The sequence below is a fragment of the Microbacterium sp. ABRD28 genome (genome assembly GCF_003850245.1).
In the GTDB taxonomy this organism is placed as follows: domain Bacteria; phylum Actinomycetota; class Actinomycetes; order Actinomycetales; family Microbacteriaceae; genus Microbacterium.
Genome location: NZ_CP031015.1, coordinates 264,643 through 279,088, shown reverse-complemented (window position 1 = coordinate 279,088; position 14,446 = coordinate 264,643). Strand labels below are relative to the sequence as shown.

The window sequence follows — 14,446 nt, the reverse complement described above, 5'->3', positions numbered from 1 at the left end:
CGCTGACGATAATGGGCCTGTGGAGCCCTGGCAGATGCACGAGTGGTTCGCGGACTACATCGATGCGGCCAACCGCCACGACCTCGACGCGATCCGCGGTTTCGTCCACGCCGAGGTGCGGCGCGCCCATCGGCCTGCGGGTGTCGAGGCCTGGGTGGGTGATCTGGAAGACCTCTTCCACGCCTTCCCCGACTGGCGGTGGCGGATCATCCAGGTGGTCGCAGAAGACGACCGCGTCGCCGCGCACGTGCGGGGGAGCGGCACCCACACCGGGGTCTGGGACGGCATCGCCCCCACACGAAGACATGTGAACGTCGCCGAGTTCGCCGTGTACACGTTGGCGGCGGGTCGTGTCACCGCGTTCTCGGGATCCGAGCCCTTCGAGCTGCGCCTGCAGCTCACCGAGCCTCGCGCCTGATCGGCGCAGCGGCCCCCGGCCGGCCTGCCCAGCGGGGCGCGCGCTCGGGTCTGATGCCGACCCCGATCGCGAAGGCGGGAACGACGGTCAGCGCCGGGATGACGCGCACGAGGCGCAGGAGCCACGCGGGAGGATCCAGGGGGCTCCCTCGCAGGCCGGGCATGATCACGCGCGCGTGGAGGATGCGCTGAAGGGTCTGGATGACGACCACCGCCGGAAGACGGCGTCTGCGGACGCGGGCGAGCACGCGGCTGCCATGGGGGCGGGAGAGTTCTCCTCGTGCGAGCGGGCCGGCGAGGAAGCGGGCGGCGGCGACGGCGTCCTGGATGGCGAGGTTGATGCCCACGCCTCCGACCGGTGACATGGCGTGGGCGGCGTCGCCGATGCAGAGGACGTTGTTCGCATGCCAGCGCCGCAGACGCTCGAGTCGCACGTCGAGGTGCTTGACGTCGTCCATGGTCGCGATCGTGTCGACCGCATCGGCGAGTTCCGGGAACAGCATCGCCGCGTCCTGGCGGAAGGCGTCGATGCCGCGGGTGCGGACCGCGGCATCCGTGCCTTTCGATCCGAGTGCGGCGACCTGCACGTAGCCGCGCCGGGGGATGCCGATCGCGACCTTGCCGTTGCGCACCCGGGGGAGGAGGCTCTCGTCGAGGTGTCGGTCGCTGGCCAGTCGGTACCACCAGACGTCGAAGCCGACGGGGATCTCGCGCACCGGAAGCCCGACACTGCGGCGGACGGTGGACCAGCGGCCGTCGCACCCCACGACGAGGTCGGCGGTGAGATGGCCGTCGCCGTTCGGCGAGGTGAAGCTGACGCCCGTCGCCCGGCCGTTCCGGCGCGTCACCGCCGTCACCTCGTGCTCGCGCAGGAGCGTGAAGGTGGATTCAGCGGCGGCGGTCTCCGCAAGCAGGTCGAGCAGATCCCACTGCGGCACCATGGCGATGTACGGATGCCGCACCGGCAGCCGGCTGAAGTCGGCGAAGACGTCGGAGCCCTCGCGTCCCGGAAAGTACGCCCGACGGATCTTCGAGTGCGGCAGAGCGTCGAATCGCGGGAACAGGCCGAGGTCATCGAGGAGACCGAGGGTGGCGGGGTGGACCGTGTCACCGCGGAAGTCGCGGAGGAAGTCGGCGTGCTTCTCGAGCACCGTCACCTCGATGCCGGCGCGGGCGAGCAGGAGGCCGAGGACGATACCCGCGGGGCCGCCACCCACGATCGCGCAGGTCGTGCAGTGGGTCGCGGCAGGGATGCCTTCGGTCACGCGACGAAGATACTCGGGAGGGGAACTCTCCCGCGAGCAGACCGGAGGAGTGACGATGGATATCGATCGGGTGGACCCCGCGCTCCGTGCGTCGACGCGCAGGACGCGCCTTCCGGATGTGTCGCGGCGGTGGGTACGCTCCCTGCTCCGCGGGGGTGCGCGCGTGCTGCCGGTGCCGCGGATCGTCGGCGTCGAGGTGGCCTCGATCCGTGCGGCAGGCCAGCGCGCCCGGGTCTACCGGCCGCACGTGCGCTCGAAGGACGCAGCGTTGATGTGGGTCCACGGCGGTGGCCTGATCATCGGCGACACGCGTCAGGACGAACGGCTGTGCGCAGAGACTGCACGCGACCTCGGCATCGTCGTCGTCTCGGTGAACTACCGCCTCGCGCCCGAGCATCCCTTTCCTGCGGCGCACGACGATGTCCACGCCGGCTGGCGTTGGATCCAGGCTCACGCCGGTGCTCTCGTGGTCGACCCCGGACGGATCGTCGTCGGTGGGGAGAGTGCGGGAGGCGGGCTCGCGGCGGCGGTGGTGCAGCGCATCCGGGATGAGGGCGGGGTGCAGCCGATCGGGCAGTGGCTGTTCGCGCCCATGATCGACGACCGGACGGCGGCGGACGCGACTCTGGACGAGATCGACCATCCGATCTGGAACAACCGTTTCAATCGGGCCGGGTGGACCGCCTATCTCGGTGACGGGGCGGGAGGTGCGGACGTGCCACCGTATGCCGCTGCCGCACGAACGGAGGATGTTTCGGCACTTCCTCCGACCTATCTCGCGGTGGGCGACATCGAACTGTTCTTTCCGGAGGTGCAGGACTACGCACGGCGGCTCACTGCGGCCGGGGTACCGACGACCCTCGATGTCGTGCCGGGTGGTCCACACGGGTTCGAGAGCTGGGCCCGTGACACCGAGCCGGCTCGGGCACTTCTCTCGCGTGCCCGCGCCTGGCTCCAGGAGGTGATCTCGACGCCGGCCTGACGGATCAGGTTCCCCGGCCCACCCTGGTCAGAAGGGGGCGACGGTGAGCGTGCCGTCGTCGGTGGGGACGAACGCGACCCGTGAGGGTGGGTGGCTGTCGTAGTTCTTCCCTCCAGGGCTGGTGAATTTCAGCACCCCGCCGGGGAGTTGTTCGACGTGCCAGTTCGTGGCGTGTTTCAACGTGTGATGCCGGGCGCATTCGTTGCAGAGATTGTCGTTGGACGTTGGTCCGCCTAGCGCGAAGTCCCTCGAATGGTCTTTGTCGCAGAGTTTCGCGGGCCTGCGGCATCCCGGTGTTCGGCAGGTGACGTCTCTGGCGTTGAGGAACCGGGTTTGAGAGGGATGCAGTTGATACCTGTCCACTGCGGTGACGACCCCGGTGATGGGGTCGGTCATGACCCGGTCCCAGACCCTGGTCGTTCCCGCCATCCTTCTGGCTGTCTCGGGGTCGACCGGGGTGACTCCGTTGAGTTCGGCCCCCGACGTCGTCACCCCGGTGAGGGTGGTGATCGGGAGGGTGATCTGCACCTCGGCGGTGATCGCCCCGAGCCCACCCTTCGCCCCGTCGGTGGGGTCGATCACCGGGGACCCGGCGAGGAGCATGTCCAGGGCGAGGTCGCAGCGGATCTCATCCAACGACCGGTCATCGAACCACGGCTCTGCCGTTTCCTCCTCCGGCGCACCCGCTTCACCCTGCGTCGCCGCGTACTCGCGCCGCTTCGCGCGGTCGACGTCCTTGATCGTGGTGCCCTGCCCGGTGAGCCGGTTGAACGCGCCGTGGATGTACACGTTCCCACCGAGGATCGTCAACGTCGACAGGGTGTCGTCGAGGTCGGTGACCCACACCCGGCGTTCCCGGATCGCGGTGTCATGTCGTTCCTGCAACGGCCTCGGGTCCAACACCGCCGCACGCTGGAGGGCGTACTTCTTCGTCCTCGGCACGGTCTGCCGTTCGGCTTCGACGAGGACGATGCGTTCGAACGCCGCCCGGTCGGCGGCATCCTCGATCACCCGGCCCGCGTCTTGGATCACCTGCGCATGCGCCCGACTGACCCGCCCCTCCACCAGCGCCGCCATCGTCTGAGGGAACAGCTCGATCAACTCGTGCGCGTCATGCATCTGGGTCTGCATCGCCCGGTCATTCACCCGCACCGCCATCCCCAGTTCCAGCGCCATCGACCGCAGCGGCATGTCCCGTTCCCGCGACGACACCGACCCCACCCGAGATCGCTGCTCAAGCGTCAACGCATACGCATCCGCGAGCAACCGGGTCTCCTTCGCCTCCAGCGCCGCCTGAATCGCCCCGGGTTTAGTGGAGGGCGAGTTCTCCCAGCGCCGGCTGGCTCTGGGGGTTGACCTCACGGTAGTACTGGTTCTCCTTCTCGATCGGTGTGAGGTATCCGATCGATGAGTGCAGCCGATTCTCGTTGAACCAGTGCACCCAGGACAGCGTGGCGAGCTCGAGTTCGTCGGCTGTGCGGAACGGGCCGTCGATCTTCACGCACTCGGTCTTGTAGAGACCCACAACTGTCTCGGCGAGGGCGTTGTCGTAGGAGTCGCCGACCGTTCCGATCGATGCGATCGCGCCGACGTCGGCGAGGCGCTCGGCGTAGCGGATCGCGGTGTATTGCGATCCGGCATCCGAGTGCTGGATGACGCCGGTGACGTCCTGGCCCGCGCGGTCTCTGATCCAGAGAGCCATCTCGAGCGCATCCAACGGGAGGTCGGTGGGCATCCGGTTCATGGTCCGCCAGCCCACGATCCTGCGGGAGAACACGTCGGTGACGAACGCGGTGAACGCCATCCCCGACCACGTCGGAACATAGGTGAAGTCGACCACCCAGAGCTCGTTCGGCCGGTTCGCGCGGAAGCAGCGCTGCACGTGATCCGGCGGCCGGAATGCCGCCCCGTCCGCTTTGGTGGTGATGAACTGCTTGCCGCGGCGGATCCCGCGCAGCCCCTGCTGCCGCATGAGCCGTTCGACCGTGCAACGGGCCACGACGGTGCCCTGCCGTCGCAGCAGGTGCCAGACCTTCCGGGCGCCGCTGATCCCGCGGCCGAGCTTTCGGTCCCAGAACACCTTCTCGATCTGCACGATCATCTCCGCGTCGCTGATCGCCCGCGCCGACGGCGGCCGCTTTTTGAACGCGTAGTAACCGGACGGAGCGATCGGCACGGCATGCTCGCTGAGCACCCGGCAGATCGGCTCGACCCCGAACCGGTCACGATGATCGTCGATGAACTGAACTACCACGGCAGTCGCGGGTCGAGCTCCCGCGCGAAGAACGACGAGGCCGCCAACAGAATCTCGTTCGCCCTCTTCAACTCCCGGTTCTCCGCCTCGAGCTGCTTGATCCGAGCCGCATCACTCGTCGTCGTCCCGGGACGCTCGCCCGCGTCAATCGCGGCCTGCTTGCACCAACCCCGCAGCGTGTCGGAATTGACCCCGACACGCTGCCCGATCCGGACCACTGCCTGATTCAGCGACAGCTCCGGATCCTCCTTCCGGGCCTCAGCCACAAGCCGCATCGCACGCTCACGAAGCTCCGGCGGATACTTCCTCTGCGCTGGCATAGTCATCATCCTCTCGGGGAATCAGACCCTCCACGAGACCCGGGGCGATTCAGCCCGACGCCGCCGCAGCTTCGCCAGCTCATCCGCGAACACCCCGGCGCGCCTCTCCTCCGCCCGCCGCCGCTTCTCGTCCGCATCCACTGCAATCCCCGTCTCGATGACCTACCAGAATCATCGCAGAGGGTTCCGACATTGGAATCTCTCGCGTACGAGAAGGGTAGAACGTAAGAACGAAGATCCCGCCGACTACCCCCGCCTCCAACGGATATCCGAGACCCCGGTGAGCTCGCGCCACCCTTCCGCCCGCGCACCCGCCGTTCCGAGCACATCCGCTCCGATCAACGGACCGAACTCCAGACCCGTCGCCGCGGCGACATCGCTGATCGGCACCTGGAACGTCCGGAACGCTCCCAGACGATCCACGGCGACCACACCCTCGCGGGTGTCGACCAGCTCCGACTGGTCCAGCACGAATCCCGCCGCCTCGAGCCCGGTACGACCGAGCCACGCGGCGATCTTGTAGAACCGCAGGGGCACGCGGGTACCCCGATACGGGGGATCCGCGTCGCCGAAGATGGGCGCCGTGAACACGCTGATCCGCTGATCGGATGCCTCGGCGAAGGCCAGCACATGATCTTCCAGGCCCAGCCACAGCTCCCTGGACTGATTGAAGTCGGCCGCCTGTGGCGCGGCGTTCGTGTAGAAGAACGTCGCCTCCGTGGCATCCCGTGCCTCAGCGGGCGTCCCCCAGCCCGGATCGCGCCGCCGCACCAGGTGTCCTCGGTCGAGGTCGTTGCGGGCGTAGACCTCGGGGCCGGTCTGCTCCGCCGCGGGCACCCGCGGGTCGAGCCGCCAGTCCCCGGTCCTCGGCAGATCGAGCAATCTCGTCCCGTCGATGTTCACGCCGGTCACCGAGGCGAGCCGCCGCTCCGCATCGAGCAGCACGCTGAACCGCGGGTAGTCGAGCAGTCGCCCGCCCCGCGAAGACTCGGGCAGCGGAACCCCGACGCCCAGGAACCCCGCGTCGTAGCCGCTCACCCGAGCATCGCCGCCGTCCGCGGCCCGAGCCCGATCGCGGCCGCGTCGCGCAGCTGATCCGCCGTGTCGACATCGCGTCGGAGCGTCGACTCGCTCGGCACCTCCAGCGCCGCGCATCCCATCGCACGATGCGCGGCGAACGACCCTTCACCGAACGCCGATCTCCACGGCACACCCGCCCGCGCCGTCACGAGCGTCGACCCGGTGCCCTCGGCGTCGGCGACGACGCCGCGCTCGACGCCCGCCGCTCCACGGAGCGCGACCGCGAGATCCTCGCCCCGCAGCGCCGGCACGTCACCGAGGAGGGCGGCCCGCGGCATCCGCTCTCCCGCCGCTTCCATGCCGACGGCGATCGCGGCGTTCAGTCCCCGCGCCTCTCCTTCGGGCACGAACCGCAGACCGGGGATATCGGCCGCGTGGAGCGGCAGCGTCGCCTCGTCGGTCACGACGATCACCTGCGAGACGAGGGGACAGGATGCGGCGGCCGCGACGGTGTCCAGAGCGATCGCCCGCGCGAGCGCGACACGATCGAACCCGTCGACGGCGAGCCGCGACTTCCCCCGGGTGGTCGCCTTCACCGGGACGACGATCACCCACGCGGAGGCTTCAGGCATCGGCGAAGCGTGCCCGCAGTCGGGGCAGGATCTCCTCGCCGTACGTCCGGAGGAATGCGGCCTGGTCGTGACCGGGGTCGTGGAAGACGAGGTGGCGGAACCCGAGGTCGACGTAGCGGGCGATCCGCTCGACGTGCTCCTCGGGGTCGGTCGAGACGATGAACCGCGACGCGGCACGCTCGATCGGCAGCTCGGCGGCTCGGCGCTGCATCTCGATCGGGTCGTGGATGTCGCGCTTCTCCTCGGGCGAGAGGGCGAGCGGCGCCCAGAAGCGCGTCTTCTCCAGCGCCGTGGCGTGGTCGGGGTGGTACGAGACCTTCACCTCCATGAGGGTGTCGATCGCGTCGCCCGGGCGCCCCGCCTTCGCCAGCCCCTCGTGCAGCGCCGGCAGCAGGGTGTCGGTGTACAGCGAGGGGTCCTTGCCGCTCGTGGTGATGTAGCCGTCGGCGATCCGGCCCGCGAGCCGCGTCGCGGCCGGGCCCGACGCGCCGATGTAGATCGGCACCTTCTGATCGGGCCGGTCGTAGACCGTCGCGCCGTCGAGCGAGTAATACGTGCCCTCGAAGGTCACCCGCTCGGCGTCCCAGAGCTTGTCGATGAGCTGGATCGATTCCTTCAGGCGCTGGAACCGCTCGGGCGGGTCGGGCCAATCGAGGCCCAGAGTCACCTCGTTGAGAGCCTCGCCGGTTCCGACGCCGAGGATCACGCGGCCCGGGAACATCACCCCGAGGGTCGCGAAAGCCTGCGCGATCACCGCCGGGTGGTAGCGGAAGGTGGGGGTCAGCACCGAGGTGCCCATGATGATGGTCGACGTGCGGGCGCCGATCGCGCCGAGAACCGGAATGGCCGCCGGGGCGTGCCCGCCTTCGTGCATCCACGGCTGGAAGTGGTCGGACAAGAACACCGAGTCGAACCCCATCTCCTCGGCGAGGACGGCGAAGTCGGTCAGCTCTGCCGGACCGAACTGCTCCGCCGACGCCTTGTATCCGAACCTCAGCGGTACCGTCATGTGGATTCCTTTCCTCGTGCTCCCACCGGGGTCCCGGTGAATTCCGTTCCATCGGTCTGCGACAACCGCTGCCGGAAGGCGTCGACGGTCCCCGGCCAGAGCAGCGTCAGCCGCCCCGACCGGTCGTCCACGTACCAGTTGCGACAGCCGCCCGAGAGCCAGGGGGTGGATGCCGCCGCGGCGGCGATCTCCCCGATGTACGCGTGCTCGGCGGCTGGATCCACTCGCAGCACACCGTCGGCCGTGAGACCGCGGCGCTCGAGCGCAGAGACGGCGTAGGCCGCCTGCTCCTCGATCATCAGCACCGCGGAGTTGTGACCGAGTGACGCGTTGGGGCCGTTCAGCACGAAGAGGTTGGGAAAGCCGCTCACCACGGTCGACGCGAAGGCGCTCATGCCTTCGGACCAGTGCTCGGCGAGGGTGGTGCCCGCCTCGCCGCGGACGAGTTCGGCGTACGGCTGGCGGGCCGAGGCGAACCCGGTGGCGAGCACGACGGCGTCGACGTCGACCCGCCGTCCGCTCGCGGCGAGAAGGGTCGTGCCGTCGGCCGCCGCGAGCGCAGAGGGCTCGAGCGTGACCTTGTCGGAGGCGACGGCGGGATAGAAGTCGTCCGAGAGCAGCACGCGTTTGCAGCCGAAGGCGTAGTCGGGGGTGAGGGCGCGGCGGAGCGCGGGATCGGCGACCTGCCGGCCCAGGTGCGCCAGCGCGATCGCCCGGGCCGATTCGGATGCCGCGGCATCGCCCGACCTCGACGCGAAGCGCTCCTCGCCTTCGCGGTACAGGTCATCGCGGAGACGTGCGAGCTCATCGGGGTGGGCGGCGAAGCGGGCGCGCTCGGCGTCGGTGTACTCGCGTGCCTCGCGTGGCACGATCCACGCCGGCGTCCGCTGGAAGAGCGTGACGTGCGACGCGGTGCGGGCGAGCTCGGGAACGAGCTGGACCGCGCTCGCGCCGGTGCCGACGACCGCGACGCGGAGGCCGGTGAGGTCGGTGGCGTGGTCCCACCGCGCGGAGTGGAACAGGGGGCCGGGGAAGGTCTCGAGTCCCGGTACCTCGGGGATGAGCGGCTCGGTCAGACGGCCGCATGCGAGGACGAGTGCCTCGGCGGTGATCTCGCCCGAAGGCGTGCGCACGCGCCACCGCGCCGTGACGTCGTCCCACTCGGCGCCGAGCATCGGGGTGCGAAGGCGCATCAGGCTGCGCAGGCCCTCCCGATCGGTGACGTCGTCGAGGTAGCGGCGGATCTCGTCTCCGCGCGCGAAGACGCCCGACCAGTCGGGGTTCGGGTGTGCGGCGAACCCGTAAAGATGACTGGGCACGTCGCACGCGACGCCGGGATAGGTGTTGTCGCGCCAGGTCCCCCCGACGGCGTCGGCCCGCTCGAGGATGACGAGATCGTCATGCCCGGCGCGGCGAAGGGCCATGGCCATGCCGATACCGGCGAAGCCGGCGCCGACGATCACGACCTCGGCGGTCCGCGGCAGCGGGAGAGGTGGAGGGGGAGCGTAATTCACTCGGCCGCCCCGATGCCGGAGGAGGGATGCGACACCGTGCGGTAGTCGGTCGTGCGCAGCCGGAACGGGCGGAACAGGCGTGCGGCGATCGCCGCGGCATCCGCCGTCGGCAGTTCCTGGCCGTATTCGATCCCGGCCTCGGGCTTCACCCGCCCGTCCAGGAGCGTTCCGCCGAGGTCGTCGCCGCCGGCGCCGAGGAGCACCGCGGCATCGGCGCGGCCGACCCGGGTCCAGGGGATCTGGATGTGCGGGATGCTCCCCGACAGCAGCAGTCGCGACACCGCGACCATCGCCCGGTGCTCGTCGATCGCGGCACGCCCGGCGACCAGCGGCACCCCGCCGGCAGGGCCGGGGAGGGGGATCGGGACGAACTCGGTGAACCCGCCACCGCCGGCCGTCTGAAGTGCGCGAAGGCGCCGGAGGTGCGCGATCCGCTCGGCCGCGGTCTCGATGTGGCCGTAGAAGAGAACAGAGGTGGACCGGAAACCGGCGCGATGGGCGGCGGTGATGCCCTCCTCCCACCGGTCGATCTCGAGGTCACCGGGCGCGACGGCGGCCCGGACACGCTCGCTCAGCACCTTCACGCCCGTCCCCGGCACCGTGTCGACGCCCGCCTCCCGGAGCGCCGCGAGCGCGCCGGTGAGCCCCAGGCCGCCGCGGTCGGCGAGGTCCCAGACGTCCTGCGGGCGGTAGGCGTGAAGGTGCAGCGTCGGGCCCGCCGCCCGGGCGGTCCGCACGATCTCGAGGTACGCCTCCGGGTCCTCCCCCTCGGTCAGCCGCCCCTGGATGCACAGCTCGGTGGCGCCGAGCGCGACCGCGTCCGCGGCGATCGCGGCGACGTCGCCGAGGTCGAAGGTGTCGGCGTCGATGGGGCCCGCCGCGCGGAACCCCGTCGACGTGAGGTTGCGGTTGACCACGAGGCTCACCGCCTCGCCCACGGTGTACCGGCGCACGTCGTCGGCGGTCGCCGTCAGCGCGTCGAGGTCGGATCCCGTCGCCGTCAGCAGGCGCTCCCACTCGGCGTCGTCGACGGTGAGCGGGTCGGTCGCGGCCCGCTCGAGCAGGGGGTCGACGCCGGCGGTGCCGTTCACGACCGAGAGGCGCAGTTCGGAGCGGCGTGGGCGATCGGATGCCGCGGCGGGCGACGTGTCGGGCTTCGCCAGGCCCGTCGCGGGGTCGGCGAGGCGGGCGACCGCCTCGTGGAGACCGGGATCGATCCACGCCGCCGCGTCGGTGACGTAGTCGGGCTGCGCGGTGAGGCGCTCCGCGAGGGTGAATCCGAGCTCGGCGGTGCGCTCGGCGAGCTCGTCGAGCTGGGGCCACGGCCGCTCGGGGTTGACGTGGTCGGCGGTCAGCGGCGACACCCCGCCCCAGTCGTCCGCGCCGGCGCGGACGAGAAGTTCGAGCTCACGCGCGTCGGAGAGGTTCGGGGGCACCTGCACTCGCGCGTGCGGTCCGAGCACCAGGCGCGCCGTGGCGACCGCGGCGACGTACTCGCGCATCGTGGCATCGGGGGCGCCCTGCATCGCGGTGCGCGGCTTCGCGCGGAAGTTCTGGACGATCACCTCCTGCACGTGGCCGATGCCGTCGACCCGGTGGGCCTCGTCTGCCGCGCGGATCGCCACCAGCGATTCGGCCCGGTCGCGGATCGTCTCGCCGATCCCCACGAGGATTCCGGTCGTGAACGGCACACGCGCGCGCCCGGCGTCCTGGATCACCGCCAGGCGGACCGCCGGATCCTTGTCGGGCGAACCGAAGTGCACCTGGCCGGGCTCGGCGAACAGTCGTCGCGAGGTCGTCTCCAGCATCATCCCCATCGACGGGGCCGTGGGGCGGAGCGTCTCGAGCTCGGCCAGCGACATGACGCCGGGGTTCAGATGGGCGAGCATGCCGGTTTCGGCGGTGATGAGCCGCGCGATGTGGCCGACGTAGTCGAGGGTGGAGGCGAATCCGTGGTCGTCGAGCCACTCCCGTGCCTCGGGCCAGCGGTCTTCGGGGCGGTCGCCGAGGGTGAGGAGCGCCTCCTTGCACCCCATCGCCTGGCCCTGCCGCACGACGGCGAGCACCTGTTCGGGCGACATGAAGGCCGGCTTGTGCTTCTTCTTCAGCTGGGACGGGGTGTCCACGAACACGCAGTAGTGGCATCGATCGCGGCAGAGCGTCGTCAGCGGAACGAACACCTTCCGCGAGTACGTCAGGATGCGACCGCGTCCGGCGGCGTCGAGACCCGCCGTGCGGACGGATGCGGCGAGTTCCAGCATCCGCTCGAAATCGGCGCCCTCGGCCTGCAGCAGGATCTCGGCCTCGTCGACCTCCAGCCGCGCGCCGGACTCCGCTCGCGCGAGGACGTCGCGGGCGGAGAGTCGGGAGGCGCGGACCGGATCGAGCAGGGTCACGCTCCCAGTCTGGCACCGTCGCCCGACAGCGGGGCGCGAGGATCGTTGCCGCTCTGTGAGCAAAAGCGTTCTCGAGCGCCCGCCGAGCGCTGGCAGACTAGTCGCATGGTGACCCTGCTGCTCGACTCGACGCGGCTCGAAGTCGCGCTGTCGGTCACCGAGCGCGCGCTGTCATTCCACAAGGGGAATGTGCTTATCGAGCGGTCGGCGATCACCAAGGTGCAGCTGACCGACGACCCGTGGACCTGGCTCCGCGGCGCCGCGAGCCCCGGCACGTTCGTGCCCGGCATGGTCGCGATGGGGACCTTCAAGATCGCGGACGGCGCCGACTTCGTCATCGTGCGGCGGCGCCGCCCGGGCGTCGTCATCGACCTCGACGGGCACCCCGAGTACGCACGGGTGATCCTCACCACCCGCCACGGCGTCGCGCTCGCGCAGGCGCTGCGCCTCGACACCGATGCGACCCCCACCGACGTGGTCGACATCATCGCCGCCACGGGGCCGATCGAGACCGTCGCGCCCAAGCAGAAGCCGCGCCGTCGTCCGTCGCCGTCACCGGCCCCTGCTCCGTCACCGGCTTCCGCGCGCTGACGGCGTCGGGTCCGCGACTCAGGTGACGTCGCGGCGCCAGCTGACCACGTGGCCGAGCACGACGAGGACGGCCGCGTAAGCGACGAGCACGAGGCCGCCCGCCCACCACGCGAGAGGTTCCGACCCACCGGCACCCGTGGCCGCGGTCAGGATGCTCTCTCCGACGAGGGCGTCGCTGGCGGCGCCGGGGAGGACACCGAGCACGTCTCCCAGACCCTCGACGAAGGATGCCGCCAGGCGGGCGATCGGCTCGAGGAACAGCGTGAAGACCAGGACGCCGACGATCGCGCCGACCTGGTTGCGGATCAGGGCGCCTACCCCGATGCCGATCCACACCCACAGGACGAAGGCGATGAGCATGCGGCCCAGAAGCGCCCAGGTGTCGCCCGAGGTGAGGTCGGTGTCCAGGCCGTAGCCGGCGAGGAACGCCGCCGACGGCCCCACTGCGGCGATCACGCCCAGCACGCCGAAGAGAAGACCGACGACCAGGCCCACGACGAGCTTCGCCCCGAGCACGAGTCCGCGACGCGGAGTGGCGAGGAACGTCGAGGTGAGCGTCTTGTGGCGGAACTCGCTCGTCACCATGAGCGTGCCGATGAGAAGCGGGAAGACGTAGCCGACCGCCGTGGCGGTGCTGTACAGCAGCGCCGGAATCCCCTCGGGCGGCACCGCCGGGGCTCCCTCGCCGCCGAGCGAACCGGTCGATGCGGCCGAGAAGACGAAGGCGAGTGCGGCGGCGTTGAACCCGATGTACCCGACGAGCGCGATCGCGAGCACCCACCAGATCGACGTGGTGAACAGTTTCGTGCTCTCGGAGCGGCTGGCGGCGATCAGGCTCATCGCGCTTCTCCCGTCTCGGTCGTCGGGTCGCCGCCCGGGCCGTCGTCCTCGGGGCCGATCACATCGATCACCCCGGTGCTCGCGACCGAGAACGAGCGGTCGGCGGCGGGTGCGGGAGCCGGCGCGTCGTCGGGCGCGGGGGCGGGTGCTTCGTCGGGCGCGGTGACGGACGCGATCGCGCTGCCGGGTTGCGGCTGTGCGTCCGGCTCGGGCTGCGGAACTGCCGACTCGGGCTCGGGTGCCGGCTTGGGTTGGGCCGCCGGCTCAGGCGCGGGTCGGGGTGCGGGGAGCCCCGAGGCGCTCGGATGGGTCCGCACACCGTTGACGAGCTCGAGGAAGACCTCCTCGAACGCCGGACCCTTGCGCTGCAGCGACGACAGCGCGACCCCCGCCTCGGCGGCGACCCGGCCGATCTCCTCGGTGGAGTGCCCCCGGACGGTGAGGCCGGTGCGCAGCACCTCACCCGCGATGCCGGCAGCCGCCATCGCGGCGACGAGGGCCGCGCGATCGGGGGCGTCGACGACGGTGGCGAACTCTGCCGGGTCGGCGAGGTCGGCGATCTCGCCCTGGAAGACCAGGCGTCCGCGGGAGATGATCAGCAGCGCGTCGACGGTCTGGGCCACCTCGGCGAGCAGGTGCGACGAGACGAACACGGTCCGTCCCTCGGCCGCGAGCTGGCGGAGGAACCCGCGCATCCACTTGATGCCCTCGGGGTCGAGGCCGTTGGACGGTTCGTCGAGGACCAGCACCCCCGGGTCGCCGAGCAGAGCGTAGGCGAGCCCCAGGCGCTGACGCATGCCGAGGGAGAATCCGCCGATGCGCCGGCCCGCGACATCCGCCAGTCCCACCAGGCCCAGCACCTCGTCCACTCGCGACTCGGGCAGCGAGGCCGCCTGGGCGTACACCTTCAGATGGTTCGCGGCGCTGCGCCCCGGGTGATAGCTGGAGGCTTCGAGCACGGCGCCGACGGTCTGCAGCGGGTGACGCAGCTGCGCGTAGCGCTCGCCGCCGATCAGCGCGGCGCCGGCGTCGGGGCGGACGAGGCCCAGCAGCATCCGCAGCGTCGTGGTCTTGCCTGCCCCGTTCGGGCCGAGGAACCCGGTGACGACTCCGGGCTCGACCCGCGCGGTGAACCCGTCGACCGCCGCGACGGCACCGAACCTCTTGGTCACCCCGGAGAAGTCCAGCACGTGTCCATCGGGCATG

At 70.7% G+C, this 14,446-nt stretch carries 13 protein-coding genes and 1 other annotated feature; of the genes, 3 read left to right on the top strand and 10 right to left on the bottom strand.

Annotated elements, in window-relative coordinates:
• The first annotated feature begins 19 nt into the window (after positions 1–19).
• On the top strand, positions 20–418 hold the full coding sequence (locus DT073_RS01375; protein WP_124291768.1) for an ester cyclase: 399 nt from the start codon (positions 20–22) through the stop codon (positions 416–418).
• Here the strand turns inward: DT073_RS01375 and DT073_RS01370 are convergent.
• Entirely contained in the window at positions 399–1,682 is a 1,284-nt protein-coding gene (locus tag DT073_RS01370) for an FAD-dependent oxidoreductase (RefSeq protein ID WP_240638680.1), read from the bottom strand. The genes DT073_RS01375 and DT073_RS01370 overlap by 20 nt on opposite strands.
• A 55-nt stretch (positions 1,683–1,737) precedes the next feature.
• Here DT073_RS01370 and DT073_RS01365 point away from each other — a divergent pair, with 55 nt between their 5' ends.
• A complete protein-coding gene (locus DT073_RS01365) occupies positions 1,738–2,664 on the top strand; it encodes an alpha/beta hydrolase (protein ID WP_124291767.1) in 927 nt (308 codons plus the stop codon).
• Between the two features lie 27 nt (positions 2,665–2,691).
• Here the strand turns inward: DT073_RS01365 and DT073_RS01360 are convergent, their stop codons facing one another.
• The 7 genes from DT073_RS01360 to cofG form a co-directional block, all read right to left on the bottom strand.
• Complete coding sequence (locus DT073_RS01360; RefSeq protein ID WP_240638679.1) at positions 2,692–4,026, bottom strand: HNH endonuclease signature motif containing protein; 1,335 nt, start codon at positions 4,024–4,026, stop codon at positions 2,692–2,694.
• A protein-coding gene (locus tag DT073_RS01355) for an IS3 family transposase (protein WP_240638678.1) occupies positions 3,974–5,238 on the bottom strand; the annotation gives its coding sequence in 2 pieces (ribosomal slippage) (positions 3,974–4,947 and positions 4,947–5,238; 1,266 coding nt in all). Before DT073_RS01355 ends, DT073_RS01360 begins: the two co-directional genes overlap by 53 nt.
• Positions 4,826–4,954 (bottom strand) — a sequence feature (AL1L pseudoknot). It overlaps the preceding gene by 129 nt.
• 246 nt (positions 5,239–5,484) lie before the next feature.
• Positions 5,485–6,276, bottom strand: coding sequence for a DNA/RNA non-specific endonuclease (locus tag DT073_RS01350; protein WP_205783138.1), 792 nt, complete (start codon positions 6,274–6,276; stop codon positions 5,485–5,487).
• Positions 6,273–6,890: a 2-phospho-L-lactate guanylyltransferase gene (gene cofC / locus DT073_RS01345; protein WP_124291764.1), complete on the bottom strand. Its 618-nt coding sequence runs from the start codon at positions 6,888–6,890 to the stop codon at positions 6,273–6,275. Before cofC ends, DT073_RS01350 begins: the two co-directional genes overlap by 4 nt.
• The gene (gene fgd, locus DT073_RS01340; protein ID WP_124291763.1) at positions 6,883–7,899 is read right to left on the bottom strand and encodes a glucose-6-phosphate dehydrogenase (coenzyme-F420); all 1,017 of its coding nucleotides are present in this window, start codon (positions 7,897–7,899) and stop codon (positions 6,883–6,885) included. The genes cofC and fgd overlap by 8 nt, the downstream gene beginning before the upstream one ends.
• Positions 7,896–9,413, bottom strand: a complete 1,518-nt coding sequence (locus DT073_RS01335; RefSeq protein WP_240638677.1) for a flavin-containing monooxygenase — start codon at positions 9,411–9,413, stop codon at positions 7,896–7,898. The genes fgd and DT073_RS01335 overlap by 4 nt, the downstream gene beginning before the upstream one ends.
• The gene (gene cofG / locus DT073_RS01330; RefSeq protein WP_240638676.1) at positions 9,410–11,809 is read right to left on the bottom strand and encodes a 7,8-didemethyl-8-hydroxy-5-deazariboflavin synthase CofG; all 2,400 of its coding nucleotides are present in this window, start codon (positions 11,807–11,809) and stop codon (positions 9,410–9,412) included. Before cofG ends, DT073_RS01335 begins: the two co-directional genes overlap by 4 nt.
• A 105-nt stretch (positions 11,810–11,914) precedes the next feature.
• On the opposite strand from cofG, the gene DT073_RS01325 reads away from it, so the two are divergent.
• Positions 11,915–12,400, top strand: a complete 486-nt coding sequence (locus tag DT073_RS01325) for a hypothetical protein (protein ID WP_124291762.1) — start codon at positions 11,915–11,917, stop codon at positions 12,398–12,400.
• A gap of 18 nt (positions 12,401–12,418) precedes the next feature.
• On the opposite strand, the gene DT073_RS01320 is transcribed toward DT073_RS01325, so the two are convergent.
• Both DT073_RS01320 and DT073_RS01315 read right to left on the bottom strand, forming a co-directional pair.
• Positions 12,419–13,240, bottom strand: coding sequence for an ABC transporter permease subunit (locus tag DT073_RS01320; protein WP_124291761.1), 822 nt, complete (start codon positions 13,238–13,240; stop codon positions 12,419–12,421).
• Complete coding sequence (locus tag DT073_RS01315; protein WP_124291760.1) at positions 13,237–14,445, bottom strand: ABC transporter ATP-binding protein; 1,209 nt, start codon at positions 14,443–14,445, stop codon at positions 13,237–13,239. Before DT073_RS01315 ends, DT073_RS01320 begins: the two co-directional genes overlap by 4 nt.
• Position 14,446: the final 1 nt, after the last annotated feature.

Coding starts and splice junctions, on each gene's coding strand:
- fgd (WP_124291763.1), bottom strand. CDS start 7,899: ATGACGGTACCGCTGAGGTTCGGATACAAGGCGTCGGCGGAGCAGTTC.
- cofC (WP_124291764.1), bottom strand. CDS start 6,890: ATGCCTGAAGCCTCCGCGTGGGTGATCGTCGTCCCGGTGAAGGCGACC.
- DT073_RS01320 (WP_124291761.1), bottom strand. CDS start 13,240: ATGAGCCTGATCGCCGCCAGCCGCTCCGAGAGCACGAAACTGTTCACC.
- DT073_RS01365 (WP_124291767.1), top strand. CDS start 1,738: ATGGATATCGATCGGGTGGACCCCGCGCTCCGTGCGTCGACGCGCAGG.
- DT073_RS01325 (WP_124291762.1), top strand. CDS start 11,915: ATGGTGACCCTGCTGCTCGACTCGACGCGGCTCGAAGTCGCGCTGTCG.
- DT073_RS01315 (WP_124291760.1), bottom strand. CDS start 14,445: ATGCCCGATGGACACGTGCTGGACTTCTCCGGGGTGACCAAGAGGTTC.